General features: G+C 58.7%; 16 protein-coding genes and 1 pseudogene. 5 read left to right on the forward strand and 12 right to left on the reverse strand.

Annotated features, from left to right (window positions below; all coding sequences use genetic code 11):
• Positions 1-3: 3 nt before the first annotated feature.
• From C7K55_RS07180 to C7K55_RS07190, 4 genes and pseudogenes are all read right to left on the reverse strand, one after another.
• On the reverse strand, positions 4-1,242 hold the full coding sequence (locus C7K55_RS07180; RefSeq protein ID WP_106502749.1) for a class I SAM-dependent methyltransferase: 1,239 nt from the start codon (positions 1,240-1,242) through the stop codon (positions 4-6).
• Between the two features lie 27 nt (positions 1,243-1,269).
• Positions 1,270-4,596 (reverse strand): glycosyltransferase, encoded by a 3,327-nt coding sequence (locus C7K55_RS07185; protein WP_161956144.1) that lies wholly within the window; start codon positions 4,594-4,596, stop codon positions 1,270-1,272.
• Between the two features lie 757 nt (positions 4,597-5,353).
• Positions 5,354-5,632, reverse strand: coding sequence for a dTDP-4-dehydrorhamnose 3,5-epimerase family protein (locus C7K55_RS14050; RefSeq protein WP_254969643.1), 279 nt, complete (start codon positions 5,630-5,632; stop codon positions 5,354-5,356).
• A pseudogene (locus C7K55_RS07190) lies at positions 5,523-6,183 on the reverse strand (sugar nucleotidyltransferase); the annotation flags it as partial. The pseudogene C7K55_RS07190 and the gene C7K55_RS14050, both read right to left, overlap by 110 nt.
• A gap of 588 nt (positions 6,184-6,771) precedes the next feature.
• Here C7K55_RS07190 and C7K55_RS13875 point away from each other — a divergent pair.
• The gene (locus C7K55_RS13875) at positions 6,772-6,915 is read left to right on the forward strand and encodes a helix-turn-helix transcriptional regulator (protein WP_206603493.1); all 144 of its coding nucleotides are present in this window, start codon (positions 6,772-6,774) and stop codon (positions 6,913-6,915) included.
• A gap of 143 nt (positions 6,916-7,058) precedes the next feature.
• Here the strand turns inward: C7K55_RS13875 and C7K55_RS07205 are convergent, their stop codons facing one another.
• From C7K55_RS07205 to C7K55_RS13585, 5 genes are all read right to left on the reverse strand, one after another.
• Positions 7,059-7,436: a PIN domain-containing protein gene (locus C7K55_RS07205; protein ID WP_338152867.1), complete on the reverse strand. Its 378-nt coding sequence runs from the start codon at positions 7,434-7,436 to the stop codon at positions 7,059-7,061.
• A gap of 394 nt (positions 7,437-7,830) precedes the next feature.
• Positions 7,831-8,232 carry a hypothetical protein gene (locus tag C7K55_RS07210; protein WP_106502752.1) on the reverse strand — a complete coding sequence of 134 codons (402 nt, stop codon included), beginning with the start codon at positions 8,230-8,232 and terminating at the stop codon, positions 7,831-7,833.
• 536 nt (positions 8,233-8,768) lie between these two features.
• Positions 8,769-9,056, reverse strand: coding sequence for a HigA family addiction module antitoxin (locus C7K55_RS07220; RefSeq protein ID WP_106502753.1), 288 nt, complete (start codon positions 9,054-9,056; stop codon positions 8,769-8,771).
• A gap of 23 nt (positions 9,057-9,079) precedes the next feature.
• Positions 9,080-9,367: a type II toxin-antitoxin system RelE/ParE family toxin gene (locus tag C7K55_RS07225; RefSeq protein WP_241518239.1), complete on the reverse strand. Its 288-nt coding sequence runs from the start codon at positions 9,365-9,367 to the stop codon at positions 9,080-9,082.
• Positions 9,355-10,131, reverse strand: a complete 777-nt coding sequence (locus tag C7K55_RS13585; protein WP_206603494.1) for a hypothetical protein — start codon at positions 10,129-10,131, stop codon at positions 9,355-9,357. The genes C7K55_RS07225 and C7K55_RS13585 overlap by 13 nt, the downstream gene beginning before the upstream one ends.
• A 408-nt stretch (positions 10,132-10,539) precedes the next feature.
• Here C7K55_RS13585 and C7K55_RS07235 point away from each other — a divergent pair, with 408 nt between their 5' ends.
• The 4 genes from C7K55_RS07235 to C7K55_RS14235 all read left to right on the forward strand — a co-directional run bounded on the left by C7K55_RS07235 (position 10,540) and on the right by C7K55_RS14235 (position 11,974).
• Positions 10,540-10,773: an AbrB/MazE/SpoVT family DNA-binding domain-containing protein gene (locus C7K55_RS07235; protein WP_106502755.1), complete on the forward strand. Its 234-nt coding sequence runs from the start codon at positions 10,540-10,542 to the stop codon at positions 10,771-10,773.
• Positions 10,773-11,159, forward strand: a complete 387-nt coding sequence (locus C7K55_RS07240) for a PIN domain-containing protein (RefSeq protein WP_106502756.1) — start codon at positions 10,773-10,775, stop codon at positions 11,157-11,159. Before C7K55_RS07235 ends, C7K55_RS07240 begins: the two co-directional genes overlap by 1 nt.
• A gap of 204 nt (positions 11,160-11,363) precedes the next feature.
• On the forward strand, positions 11,364-11,651 hold the full coding sequence (locus C7K55_RS07245) for a nucleotidyltransferase family protein (protein ID WP_106502757.1): 288 nt from the start codon (positions 11,364-11,366) through the stop codon (positions 11,649-11,651).
• 191 nt (positions 11,652-11,842) lie between these two features.
• Positions 11,843-11,974 (forward strand): HepT-like ribonuclease domain-containing protein, encoded by a 132-nt coding sequence (locus C7K55_RS14235; RefSeq protein WP_396094830.1) that lies wholly within the window; start codon positions 11,843-11,845, stop codon positions 11,972-11,974.
• 31 nt (positions 11,975-12,005) lie between these two features.
• Here C7K55_RS14235 and C7K55_RS07260 read toward each other — a convergent pair whose 3' ends face one another.
• The 3 genes from C7K55_RS07260 to C7K55_RS07270 all read right to left on the reverse strand — a co-directional run bounded on the left by C7K55_RS07260 (position 12,006) and on the right by C7K55_RS07270 (position 13,274).
• Positions 12,006-12,317 carry a PIN domain-containing protein gene (locus C7K55_RS07260; RefSeq protein WP_106502760.1) on the reverse strand — a complete coding sequence of 104 codons (312 nt, stop codon included), beginning with the start codon at positions 12,315-12,317 and terminating at the stop codon, positions 12,006-12,008.
• Positions 12,318-12,431: 114 nt separating this feature from the next.
• Entirely contained in the window at positions 12,432-12,797 is a 366-nt protein-coding gene (locus C7K55_RS07265) for a HEPN domain-containing protein (protein ID WP_106502761.1), read from the reverse strand.
• Between the two features lie 21 nt (positions 12,798-12,818).
• Positions 12,819-13,274 (reverse strand): nucleotidyltransferase domain-containing protein, encoded by a 456-nt coding sequence (locus C7K55_RS07270; RefSeq protein ID WP_161956146.1) that lies wholly within the window; start codon positions 13,272-13,274, stop codon positions 12,819-12,821.
• Positions 13,275-13,280 lie beyond the last annotated feature (6 nt).

Consider the following 13,280-nt stretch of genomic DNA (forward strand, 5'->3'; position numbering starts at 1 on the left):
TCCTCAGATAATCTCGATCTCGGGGAACGGTATGATGAAGCGACCGCCGCTTGCTAGGTACTCCTTTTCGCGCCGCAGGATTCCTTCCTTAAAATGCCACGGCAGCACAAGGAAGTAGTCGGGCCGCATTGCGCGTGCGTCCTCCTCCGACACGATGGGGATATGGGATCCAGGTGTCACGCGGCCGAATTTCTCGATGTTGACCTCGGCGATCGCCGGGATATCTTCTCGCGTGAGACCGCAGAACTGCAGCACTACGTTGCCCTTCGTGCTGGCGCCGTAGCCCAGCACGCGCTTGCCGTCGGCATTCAGCGTGCGGATGAGCCGCGTCAGGTCGTCGCGATGGCGGAACACGCGTTCCTCGAAGTCGCGGAACGGCTTGGGCGTGTTCAGCCCCATCCTGTCTTCTTGCACAAGCAGCCAGTCGACGACCGCCTGGTTGGTGCGCACCGTCTTGTTCGCCGCCTTGGCTGCCGTCACCGCGAAGCTGCCGCCGTTGACAGCATTCATGACCACGTCCACCAGCCGGAGGCCCGCAGCCTCGAGGATGCGCTTCACGGCACCGAGCGAGTAGTACTCGAGGTGCTCGTGGCAGATCGTGTCGTACGAGTTCATGCGCAGCATCGACGGCATGTAGCTCTGTTCGAAGTGCCACACGCCGTCGTCGGCGAGGATCGACTCGATCTGCCGCGCGAACTCGATGGGTGCGTCGAGGTCGTAGAACATCGCGATGGAGGTAACTATGCGGGCCTGGTCTGTCTCAATTGAGCGATAGGCCGCCTCCGAGAAGAAGTCTGGAACGAGCCGAACATCGGGTGGGTAATACTCCTTGAACTTCCTGCCGGTTGGGTCGATGCCGATTCGGCGTAGGCCTGCTGTCTGGTAGGCCCTTAGCGTCGTGCAGTCGTTGCTGCCGATGTCCAAGATCACGTCGTCAGCCTTCGGCTGGACCAGGCGTTCAAGGTAGGCTACCTTCTCTGTCAGGTGGCTCACCATCGACTGGTTCAAGCCTGAACGATAACCGTAGTTGTCTCCATACATTTCGGATGGTTCGTACGAGTGCCGCAGTTGCAGCAGGCCACTGTCCGGGCACCAGACCAGTTCCAGCGGCCCGTTGGTGACATTCTCGTTGGCTCTGCGCGGGAAAACGCCGGTCAATGCCTGATGACCAAGGTTCAGAACCGATACGAGATGCTCGCTGCCGCTGATGCGGCATTGGTCGATGGCTTTGTATGAGTTCATGTGGAAATCCGCTGTCGTGAAAGAAAATTACTGGAATGAAGCGAACAGCTCGTCCGCCGAGAAGGTGGCTAGTGGATGTCGGGCTTCCTGCGCTCGCAAATACACTGAACTCAGACTTGGGATGGCTGCTTGGAACTCCGGAAGATGCTTGAATCGATTGATCAGGCGTTGAAGTGAAACATGTTGAGCATTCCCTTCAGGGTCGGAATCTAGAATTTCGTTCAGAAAGTGCAGTATCGAGGGGATTAGATTAACACGCCAGCAATCTATCTGGCTTGGATTCCCTCCATAGCGCTCTGCCACGTCGAACGCCTCTGGTAGGCGCTCTAGGATCCAGAGCGGAGCGTATTTCATCCACGATACGTTTAGGTTGACGACCAGCTGCGGCTGCCCCATCCAGTAAGCCGGCTCGTCCATCATGTGATGGAGGACGTGGTAGGTCGTCGGAATACAGGACAGCATCGTCGAGAATGGCTGCCCAGATGTGTTCTGGGAATATGCCCGCAAAGCGTGGTCGCGCCGGAAGATCAAGCAATAGATGGCGGTGAAGAAGTTCTCTGACATCGCGCACATGTCGCGCACCGTACCGGCCTTGTCCGGCCCGACCGGGCCAATCGGTGAGGCTTCTCCGAGGAACTTGTCGAGATCTTGGACCTCTTCTGCCTTGTCGTTGCGGGTATAGGCGTAGTTCAAGTAGACCAGCGAGGTGCCCTTGTGCGTACTAAGAATATCTAACAAGCGCTCGATCGTTCCAGGGAGAACCAGATCGTCATCCCCGAGGATCCAGATGTACTGGCCACGCGCGTGGTTGGCCGTCACCTTGAGGTTGCCCAGCATGCCCACATTCTCGCTGTTGCGCTCGTATCTAAAATCAGAGCGCCCTAGGTAGGGTTGCACGATCTCGGGCGTATTGTCAGTTGAGGTGTTGTCGCAGACGAGCAGTTCGATCTCCGGCAAGGGTTGCGGGAGCAATCGCACTAGGTTTTTGAGGTTGATTGACAGCCAAGCTTCTCGATTGAAGGTGGAGATGCAGATCGAGAGCAGTGGTCCGCGCGATAGGTTCGGCATCTGTGCGTACAACTGTGTCGGAGTCGTGATCGCGGACGGCGTGCCGATATCGGCCACGTAGTGCCGCTCTGATGCTAGGTGGTGCAGTACCTCTTTGCCATACTCTTTCCATGTCTTGAATTGCCGCGCGACGGCCTCGTCACCAAGACGAGCCAGCACCTCCGGGTAGTCGACCAGTTTGCAGATGCTGTTTGCGATCTGCTGAACGTCCCGGACATCCACCATCATGCAGCCACCACCTTCAGCCACCTCCCGCATCGCCCCAAAGTCCCCGCACAGGCATGGTTTTGCGTTCCACAGGCTCTCAAGGATGGGAAGTCCAAATCCTTCTTCGATCGAAGGATAGACTGTAAAGTCTGCGGAGCGATAGAGTTGTTGGAGTTCACTATCGCCAATGCCCTTAAGCCATTGCGCCCCGGGCAGTGTGTCGACAAGCAGCTGAACCCTTTCGGCTAGGTCGGCAAAAGGGGCTCCACCGACGAGCGTTATCTCGAATGGCACCTTGGTTTCCAGTAGCGCTAGGTGCATAGCCTTCAGCAGGCGCTCATGGTTCTTGCGGGGCTCAACGGTACCTACGCAAAGGATGCGCACCGGCGATTTTTGATGAGAAACCTTCGGTTCGCTGACTCGCGGCATCCCTGAGAATTCGCCTGGCAGCACGCATGAAACCAACCGCTTATGGATCTCGCCGACGCGCACTGCTTGGCGAGTGAGGAAAGATGTCAGGTCGTTGCAGGTGTAGTACGAGGTTGCAAAGACCTTGTGGGCTCTGTTCAGTGCCAGCATATAGTCCCGATGAGCTTCCGACGCCTCTGGCGGGTACATATCTGTAAGCTTCCATGGGATTGCATCGTGAAAGATCCATGCGCATCGCAACGCCTTAGATAGAGCAAAATCGATCATCTGCTGTGTCTGAAGGTGCGTTACCTCTGCGACTACCATCCAGTCAAAAGGGCCGGAACTATCCAAGGGTTTCCAAGGTGCCCACAGGCGCCGTAAAGGCCCATTCCACTTCTCGAGGTGTGCTAAATCTACATCTGAAGCTGGTTCAAGGGTCTGGCGTTCGCAGGACCAGCATGCAGGAACAAGGTGTGCGCCCAACTCCAGCAAGGCGCGCGCAAGCGACCGCGTGACGCGCTGGATACCTGTATTTCCTTCGTGATGCGCAGTCTGATCTATTACATAATATATAACTCCTATGTGGGCGAGCGAACTGCTCTGCTCTGTGAGCATCGTCTTCAACCGGCCGGCGTACCCGTGCCAAGTGTCGATGTGCCTAGCTCTTGCCTGCGAGGCTAGCTCTTCGCGGAGGCTCCGGTCTTCGATAAGGGCCACCATTCCCCTGAATAGCGCCTTCGCGTCTTTCGTGTCGACACCAAGGCATCCGCCGCCATGGGCAACCTCCGCCATCGCACCGAAGTCCGCGCACAGGCATGGCTTCCCGAACCACAGGCTCTCAAGGATCGGAAGGCCGAAGCCTTCGATCACTGAAGGAAAGGCAGTGAACGCCGCATCGGAGTAGAGCTGCACCAACTGCTCGTCGTCAACGTCGCCCAAAAACTGGATGCGGTTATTACGCTGGATTATTTCCATCAACTGCGCATGTAGCTCGCCATGAATGTTGCCAACCAGCAGCAGGCGCCATGCCGTCGAGGGATTGTCTAAGCAGTAGCGTTCAAACGCCTGTACTAGCGCTATCTGATTCTTGTGTGGCAGGATCGATCCGACCGACAGAAAGTACGGTTCGCTCGGCTCTTGCTGCTGCTCACACACCCTTACTCTCGGCGTCAGATGCGACTCGCCAGGCAGCGGCAGCGCTTCGATGTGGGGGCCAGGTCCGCGCTTTGCTGACAGGGCCAGGCGCAGATAGGCACTTAAATCGGCGCTGACCCAGTGAGAGATGGGTAGCACCAGGTCCGCCAGCATCAGCTGCTGCATATACATCGCATGGGCGTCTGCCATGTCGGTTAGCTCCGGCCGCCGAAGCGGCGTGGCGTCGTAGAAGATGAACGCGGTCCGCAGGCCGCTGCGCTGCCCCGCCCCGATGACAGGCAAGGTCATTGGCTCTGGCTGGAAGGTGATGTGCGTGACTTCCGGCACGATCAACCAGCACCCATCGTCGGGTGTATGCCTGGGTAGATGACGGATTCCCTCGTCGGGTGCGGGATATTCTGCGATGTCGGACGGCGACAGCTGAGGGCCGTTCCAGTTCCCTAGGTAGGCAACCTCATCTTGGTTGAGCAGGCACAAAGCCTTGGCTGACGGATCCCACTTGACGAAGCTCACTTGCTCGCCTGATTTGAGAAGAGCGTCGCTGAGTCGGCGAACTACCCTCTGTATTCCTGTATTAACAGGGCAGGAGACAGTATGTTCGACATAAATATATAGATTTCGCTGGGAGACGTCAAGATTAGACGTTCGATGTAGGGCAGGTATTGAGCCGGTTACATTTGGGGCTCGTGCAGGGGTTGTCTGCCTGTAAGTGCGCGATCCGCATAGCTGCACAATTAGATCAGCATATCCAGAGAATTGAGGATAGCGCTCTTTGTACTGAAGAGCACATAAAATAGCCTCTTCGTATGAGCCTTTGCTCACTAAATCTCTTATTCTTGAGGCGTGCATGCGGTTGACGCTGGCATGAGCATTGAATTAATACTATATTATCGAGTCCCTGTCGCTCTTTTGGGGTGAACCCTGGCTTCGCGTTGGCATCCTAGGCCCGGCCTGCCGCCAACGCTCGTCCTGCTCAGGAAACAGGCCGCGCTCGGCAATAGCCACTCAATTCAGTCGTGTTCATGCGGGCGATCTACCGTGAACTTGCCAGCCGCAATCCAGCCCTCGGGTTCCTTCTCGGATGCCGGCACCACCTCTCGCTGCAACCGCCAGGCCTTCCTCCAGTTGTAGAGGGTGACCACGTGAATGCCCAGTTCTGCTTAGACCTGGGCCACGCTCTGCCGGTGTGGCGGACTCATCAGCCTTCTCACATCAGCTTTGACGGCCTCGCTGATACGACGCATTGGTAATCTCCCCCCGGGTGTACAGATCAAAGGCTGACATCTTTCCTGAAACCGGGAGCTCCTGAGTGCTCCGGCGGCCAGCGCCACGGCGAGGCTGGGGCGGCGCCATCCCTATCTGCTAGTAGGGGTTCAGCGATGCTCAGCTGCTCCAGCGGCCAGGCGATGGCCAGATCCGGATCGTCCCAGCGGATGGAGCACTCGTAGGCTTTGTTCCAGAAGCCGCTCGCCTCGTAGAGCACCTCGGCACAGCTTGCCCCACGCCGATGGCGCCACCCGCCGCGCCCTCTCCACCACTGTGGAGTCATAGAAATAGAGCCCGGTCACGGCATAGCGGCTCCTGGGTTGGCTGGGTTTTCCCCCCCAGGCTGGTCACCCGCCCTTTGCCATCAAAGGCCATGACGCCGTAGCGCTCCGGATCCCGCACCGGGTAGGCGTACACCGTGGCGCCCTGGCTGCTGCCATTGCTGGCGGCCAGCTGGGGCATCAGGTCGTGGCCATGGAACATGTTGTCCCCCAGCACCAGGGCCGCCGGTGCGCCGGCAAGAAACTCGGCGCCAATCAGAAACGCCTGGGCCAGGCCATCGGGGCTGGGCTGCAAGGCGTACTGGATCGCCATGCCCCAGGCGCTGCCATCGCCAAGCAGACGCTGGAAGGCTGGCTGGTCTACCGGTGTGGTGATGATCAGCACCTCCCGGATCCCCGCCAGCATCAAGGTGCTGAGCGGGTCGAAGATCATCGGCTTGTCGTACACCGGCAGCAACTGTTTGCTCACCGCCTGGGTGATCGGGTGCAGCCGAGTGCCGCTACCTCCAGCAAGAATGATGCCTTTTCGCTGCAACGTGGTGTGCGGCAACATTCATCCATTAGAGCAGCTCGTCTTCTCCGTGGTGGTGTTTGGAACTACCAGCTATCTAATACCGGGATGACGGACCTGGATTATGCAAATAATGAATGGGAGGGTTGAGGTGGCAGGTGCATCGTGGTGCCGGACGACCAAGGGAACAGCCCCACGCGCACTCCAGCGACTACTGAACCTGCTCACGCCTTAGGCGCTGGCCTCCCCACTCCATGGGTTCAAGGTCTGCACCCCCATTAGGCAGAAATGCCGCAGGTTGCGCATCACTACCGTGAGGCCGCGCTCTAGGAGGCTGCAGGCAAGCGTTCAACCCATCCTTCACTCATCCGCGGGCTGCCGCTCGATCAGTTCGGGATCCACCGGGGAGGGATGCGACCATTCTGCCTGGCGGAACTATGCTGACGGGATGAATCGGTCGTTTCGATGTCCCGATACTGAACGCCTGGCTCAGGGATGGGCAGTTCCTCAATTTCAGGCTTTCGAGCGAGTGGCCCGCCGCAAGCTCAGGCAACTGGAGATTGCCGGACGCCTCGACGACCTACGCATCCCTCCAGGAAACCGCCTGGAAGCACTGAGGGGACCAATTCCATGGACCGCCTCACACCCATCACCCCTGGGGAACTGCTCGAGCAGGAGTTCCTGCAACCACTTGGCGTCAGTCAGTACCGGCTGGCCAAATCCATTGATGTGCCTGCATCGCGAATGTGCGCCTTTGCCGTTTTCTGGGATTGAGCCCTGGTTACTGGCTCCGTGCCCAGGCAGCCCATGACACGGAGGTCGCCAGCACTGAACTGGCCGAAGAGATTGCGAGAATTCAGCCCCTTGTGGGCTGCCCATGACATGACTGCCATCACAGGGCCGATATTTGCCCCCCTTCATCCAGGCTCACCCGGAGCTGATGGCGGAATCACCGGAATCACATCACCACGAACCTGATCGGGTATTAAGTGCGCGAGGTCATCATCCGTGGAGAGAAGAAAGGCGTCGGCTGCAGCCGCGCAGGCTGCGATCCAAAGATCGTTGTTACCCATATGCCGTGCACCCTTGGGGTGTTTTCGGGCGTTGAGATCAATGCGCACGTAAGCATCGATCACCAGCGGATGATGGATGTCAACAACCACCAGGCTCTGGAGTGTGCGCTCCAATGTCTGTCGTTTGCGGTCCCCCCAGTGGTTCACCGCTGCAAGGACGCGAACCTCAGCCAAGCTGACAACGCTGACCAAAGGTCGTACGAAAGGAGAATCCGTTGGCATACCCCAGTGCCCCGTACCAGGTGATTGATCACGCTGGTATCGAGAAGGAACAGCTGGTTCGCCGGTACCAGTGAGCCTTGGCTCATCGAATCGCCTGCAGTGCCTCAATCAGCTCCGCATCACTTTCGCTCCCAGGCCACGCCCCGACGAACGACGCCACACCACTGTGCTGATCATGAGGCAGGCTGCGAATGACAGGCTGTCGACTCGCGGGAAGTGGGATGTGCGCAAACAGGGCATCCCGAGGTTCTGAGCGATCAAGGCCATCCACAGCGATTTGCTGGATCGACCCCGAAGGCCGATAGTGAGCTGTGCCTGTAACCAGAACGCGCTCGTGCCATAGGCTGCGCAACTGTTAAGGACCAATGCTTGATCCTAATCGCGCCAGTACGGTTTAACCCCTCTCGGCCCTGAGGAGCACTGTTTGGCGGCTCCCAGAAATGGTGTCCAGCAGACAGGTGAAGCGAACAGCCTGGGGCAGTGGCGTGTCCTGGATCAGGGCTTCCGGCTGGGGTACATCAGCAGGTGAGAGCGCAACACTTTGGCGATCGTCTTCAACGTCGCACAAGACAACTCCATGGAATTCACCTCTGGGGAGGCGCGCCAAACGCAAGCAACTCTCCAGCAGAGCCCGGTCAGCATGCACGGCTGCAGCATTACCAGCCTTCACTTGATGGAGCACCCTGATGAACAGGTCGATAGCGCTGCCATCAGGCCCGATCGGCTCGTTGGCTTCACCGAACAGATCTTGTTGCTGTAAGCCGCCAAATTGCTCTGGGGCAGCCTCTTGCAGCAAGGGGGCTTACAGATCCAGCACGGCTGACTCGGAGGTCCAGCCAGTCACCAGATGGGCGGTGTAGGTCTCCAACCAGCGGGGCCTTGGGCCGGCCTGGGAAGTGAGGCCTTCCACATAAAAGCGTGAAGCTTGCCGCGTACCATCCTAAGGGGGATCTCTCGGAGCACCTCGATCGAGATGCGGAGCCTGTCGGCGGAACCGCCCTGCACAACCAGGCGGTGCTGTTTTACGTGGAAAAGGAACCATGAGATAGGGCATTGCCTTAGGGCCCTCGTTGGGATTGGGACTGACGTCTTGGCCGCCATTCGCTCCAGGGCCGCCGGGTCACACCGCAACTGCGGGTTGATGATCCACTGCGTAGCGCTTGGTGATAGGCGGGTAGCCGGCCTCAGCGAGGCCATCGGCTGCCGGAGCTTCTACGAGCGCTTGATCCCTGAGTTCGAGTGTTCACCCACCGATTCCTTTCAACTGCTGCTGCTTAAGGACATCAGCCGCAAGCTGGGCTCACGCCGGCGACCACGTGATCGCCAGCACTTTCAAGCTGGCGTGAGCTCCATGGGGGTCAACCCGGAAAGATCAAGGCACTGCCGCGCCTGCCACAGGTCGTAGTTGTCTTGCATGGAGAGCCAGCTTTCGGCACTGCGCCCCAGCACCCGCGACAGCCTGAGAGCCATATCTGGCGTGATCCGGCTTTTGCAGGCGACCAGCCGCTGAAAGGTGGATGCCGAAACCCCCAACCGCGCGGCCACCTGCCGGATGGAGAGGTCACAGGGTTCGAGATACACCCCTTCGATGAATTCACCGGGGTGAGGTGGATTGTGCATTGGTGTCACTTGATTAAGCGCCATCAGTGGTAATCCTCAAAATCCAAATCGAACACGTGGCCATCGCGGAAGGCAAACGTGAGCCGCCAGTTGCCGTTCACCCAGATCGACCACCGCCCCTTCTCTGCCCCCTTGAGCAGATGGAGGCGATAACCCGGCAGATCCATGTCTTCGATCTGGGTTGCAGAGTGGAGTGCCGCAAGCTGCAGCCGCAGCTTGCGGGCCAGAGGTGCCTGAATCCCTGCGGTGCTGCCGGTTTCGAAAAACTGGCGCAGCCCCTTGTGCCGGAAATCCTGGATCACCCGATCCACGCTGCCAGCATGCAGTTTAGCGTGTTGCGCAACGGGCCGCATTGATTTCGCGTGGCATCACGCGAACACCTTCCAAGTGGCAAGTACTGAAGTACCGACGAAATCCGTCTTGTCATACGCTGATTGAGGTGTGTTGGAAGCTTTTGATCCAATCGAGGCTGCGGGCGTGAGCACTTACACCGCTGTTGTGAAGCTGGACGGCGACTGGTGGATCGGCTGGGTGGAAGAGGTGCCAGGCGTGAATGCCCAGGAACGAACGCGTGAAGGGCTGGTGGTTTCTCTGAAGGCGGTGCTGCAGGAAGCCCTGGAGATGAACCTCGACGAAGCTGCTGCGTCCTCTCAGCCAGCACGGCTGCACCCTCTTGCGCCAGGCTCATCCCCCCCTGCAGCAGCAGCTGGCCGGCGCCGGCGAGGATGAATGCCTGCTGGAAGCCTTTGTTGGCACTGTCGTTGGCCTGATTGCTCTGTTTTCTTCCTATGACCACGTCAACCTCCTCCACCGTCAGCTCCCGCTCCAGCAGCAATGGGGCGTCTGGCTCATCGCTCTCGAAGTGACGCTTGATTTTGCGGATGCTCAACTGGCGGCGCGATCCCGCCAGAGAGATGCGGCTGAAAGAGCTCGCGTTGCTCGACTGGATGCACTCAGAAATCGACTTGATCGAGGCCGACTTGCCGTCTGAACGCACAAGCGCCGCAGACTCCAGCGACTGCTGAACCTGCTCAACAGCCAAGAGCTGGCTGAGCTGTATCGCGCTTAAGTTCATCTCACCGCCTTCAGCGCCTGGCGCGTCGCCGAGCAATCCAGCGGGGAATAGCTGTGGGCCGCTGCGCGGGTCAGGAGAACTTTCATGGCTTGCCCTCCATTGCAGATTTCCGTGATTGCACGGATGCAGGCCATGCCCCTGTCAGCAGCCAGTGGCTGTGTGATGAGTCCAGTCCATTGGCGTGAAGATACGGGAGGTGATCAAAGCCCTGGGACAGGCGGGATGTGTGGCCACATGCCCCACGCGTGATGACGTTCTCGCTGAGATCCGTGACGCCATTGCTTTCACCTCGAAAGCCTTGCCGAGTAAAAGCACCTTCATGCCGGCGTGAGCTCCATCAGGGTCAGCCCTGAAAGATCGAGTCGCTGAATTACCAGATAAGATGCTGAGTAATTCACATGGTCTGACGTGAGAAGCACAATCACCTCCCGCGGCCAAACCGTGATCCCCGCCGCGATTCGCGAGCGCTTTGCCCTCGGGCCTTCCCAGCGGCTGGAGTGGTTGGTGGAGGCTGATGGTTCAATCCGCGTGGTCCCAGTGGCGGCCTCCCCCATTCAGGCCTTTCGCGGCCAGGGGAAACAAGGGGGCTCCTCCCGGCGGCTGTTAGCCGATCGACAAGCCGATGCCGCCCTGGAGGCCTGATGTCCCGTTTCTGCCTCGATACCTCAGCCCTGCTCACCCTCCGTGATAACGAGCCCGGTGCCGATCGCGTCGCCCAGCTGCTGGAAGCGCCTGTGCGATGCGTGGCCTGTTTCATGACCCGTATGGAGGTGCTCTACCGGGTCTGGAAAGATGAAGGCGAGCGAGCTGGCCGCCTGGCCTATGAGCAGCTCCAGGCCTTGCCGATCGACTGGCTGGAGGCCACCGAGCCCCTGCTGCTGAGCGCAGCTGAACTCAAAGCCAGCCATCGCCTCTCCTTGGCCGATGCCTGGATTGCGGCGGCGACTCTCCAGTGCGGCGCCACCCTGTTGCACAAGGACCCGGAGTTTCAGCCGATCGCCGGCCTCGATCAGGAGTGGCTGGGGTGAGCAGCGCCCGTTCGACAGCAGCAGCCGTCAATGCACTGACCCATAAGTCACTTAACAGCCATCTCGCACCCTGAACCAGCCCTGCCCGATCTCGATGAAGGCGAGGTGTCCGAAGGTCTGCAGTGGCAGGCAGAATTCAGCCGTAGGGGCTTTCGGCGTAATCTGAGATCGGTTCTGCTGAACACAACAGGAGGAGCACAACCCATGCGTCTCGCCGAGTTGCAGCACCTAGCACCCCAGATCAATGAGCTCCTAGGCCGTTTTGGGGCAAGCAACGTCGCGGTCTTCGGGTCTGTTGCAAGAGACCAGGCAAATCCTGGGAGTGATGTTGATCTGCTGGTGGACCTGCCAGATGGAGCAAGCCTGTTTGATCGAGCAGAGCTGAAGTCTGCGCTCGAGGAGCTTCTGTTATCTCGGGTCGATCTGATCCGGCGCCGCAACCTGAAACCAAGCGTCAAGGCGGTTGTGGAAGCAGAAGCAGTCAGCCTCTGATGGAGCAGAGGGATCGCCAGGCGCTGGAGGACATCCTTGGTGTTCTAGATCGTGCCCTGGAGTTCCCGATCCCGGACGCCCAGACGCTGGAGGACACGACCTATTTACAGGATGCGGTGATTCGCTGCCTAGAAGTACTCGGAGAAGCCACCAAGCGATTGAGCAGAGAGATTCGAATCGCGCACGCATAAATACCCTGGCGTGCCATGGCAGGAATGCGCGACGTACTTATTCATGCCTACGATCAAATCGATTTGGAGGAGGTCTGGATGGCGTACCAGCTATTTCCAAAGATCAGAAGCCAAGTAGCTGAGATCCTTTAGCAGATCTCCTGAAGCCAAGCATCTGCTGGCTTCAGGAGAAGATTGGTTGGGTTGTGGTGGCCACAAGGACTTCAGGGCTATGTCCCATCGAGCGCGCCGCTGACCCTGCATCGCGATGGATGCCATAGCTGAGTTCATGCAGCACCACCCTGGCTGTGAACAACGCATGCGTGCCATGCTCTAGTTGTGCCATCACAGCAGGATCAGGCTCATCCCGCAGCGGCTCCGACAGCACGTTGGTATCAAGAAGCACCCTCACCCCAGCGACACCTCGCGGCCCGCAGATCGATCGCGCCAGCCCTCCACCTCCAGCTCGCCAGGCGCTCCGTGGGGCAGCGGCCATGCAACGCGGCGTAAGTCATCATCAGTGCAGAGAAGGAAGGCATTTGCTGCAGCCGGCGATGTTGGTAGACATCGACGATGAGGTGCTGTTCTTTGTAAGCTGGCCTGAAGCCCGTCAGCGGCACGACCCAAGCCGATCCAACAGCAGCTTTCTCAGTTCGGATGCAATCTGAAGGATGAATTCCAGGTCAATCTCAAGCTCGGGTTCACTGGGATCGGGATAGCGAAAATCAACGGCGGCCAGAGATAACCGGTTGAGAGTCATAGTTTCTGCAATCCAGCGGTCGTCAGCTTGATGCAGCAAATCCGAAAGCTCTCGCAGATTATGGGTTTTAGGAACCGGCAACTTCAGCCGCATCAGCTCAGCCTTGAACAGCTTCTCGATGCATTGCTGCACGTGAAAGCAAATGCTTCGCCCATTCCCCCCAGCGCTTGCAAGGATCTGGCTGTCTTGCCGTCTTCCTCCGCGTAACGGATCCAAGCCTCAACCAGCGGTGTGTGATTAGCCATGGAGGACCTCTCCGTGATCAAGGGCCTCACGAATGAACGGATCTCCCCAGTCGTAACGCTGCGCTGCAGCTTCTGGTCTGCATAGCAAAAGGTCTACTGGAAATGACGATGCCCCCACCTGAAGCATGGTTAACCTCTGCTCGAAGGAACTGCCCTCAAATGGCATCACCACCAGGATGTCGGCATCGGAATCCCAACGAGCCCTACCGCGAGCCTGAGAGCCAAATAAAATAACTTTTTGTGGAGCTAAATGCTCCACAAGTCGCTGTGTGAAAGCCCTCAGGGCCTCACGGGTAACCAGGGGGGGTGGTATTGACGTCATTGCATCCATCATCGCCCCACTTGCAGCGGCCTGTCCCCAGGCGACTGGGGTGAGCTCTTGCGTGATGCCTCGCAGGGCTTGCTGGCGAGCTGAAGGCGCCTGCCACAGGTCGTAGTTGTCTTGCATGGAGAG

The organism is Cyanobium usitatum str. Tous (genome assembly GCF_003011885.1).
Classification (GTDB): Bacteria; Cyanobacteriota; Cyanobacteriia; order PCC-6307; family Cyanobiaceae; genus Cyanobium_A; species Cyanobium_A usitatum.

Coding starts and splice junctions, on each gene's coding strand:
- C7K55_RS07180 (WP_106502749.1), bottom strand. CDS start 1,242: ATGAACTCATACAAAGCCATCGACCAATGCCGCATCAGCGGCAGCGAG.
- C7K55_RS14050 (WP_254969643.1), bottom strand. CDS start 5,632: ATGACTCCACAGTGGTGGAGAGGGCGCGGCGGGTGGCGCCATCGGCGT.
- C7K55_RS13875 (WP_206603493.1), top strand. CDS start 6,772: ATGGACCGCCTCACACCCATCACCCCTGGGGAACTGCTCGAGCAGGAG.
- C7K55_RS07205 (WP_338152867.1), bottom strand. CDS start 7,436: ATGCCAACGGATTCTCCTTTCGTACGACCTTTGGTCAGCGTTGTCAGC.
- C7K55_RS07220 (WP_106502753.1), bottom strand. CDS start 9,056: ATGCACAATCCACCTCACCCCGGTGAATTCATCGAAGGGGTGTATCTC.
- C7K55_RS13585 (WP_206603494.1), bottom strand. CDS start 10,131: ATGAACTTAAGCGCGATACAGCTCAGCCAGCTCTTGGCTGTTGAGCAG.
- C7K55_RS07240 (WP_106502756.1), top strand. CDS start 10,773: ATGTCCCGTTTCTGCCTCGATACCTCAGCCCTGCTCACCCTCCGTGAT.
- C7K55_RS07245 (WP_106502757.1), top strand. CDS start 11,364: ATGCGTCTCGCCGAGTTGCAGCACCTAGCACCCCAGATCAATGAGCTC.
- C7K55_RS07260 (WP_106502760.1), bottom strand. CDS start 12,317: ATGGCCGCTGCCCCACGGAGCGCCTGGCGAGCTGGAGGTGGAGGGCTG.
- C7K55_RS07270 (WP_161956146.1), bottom strand. CDS start 13,274: ATGCAAGACAACTACGACCTGTGGCAGGCGCCTTCAGCTCGCCAGCAA.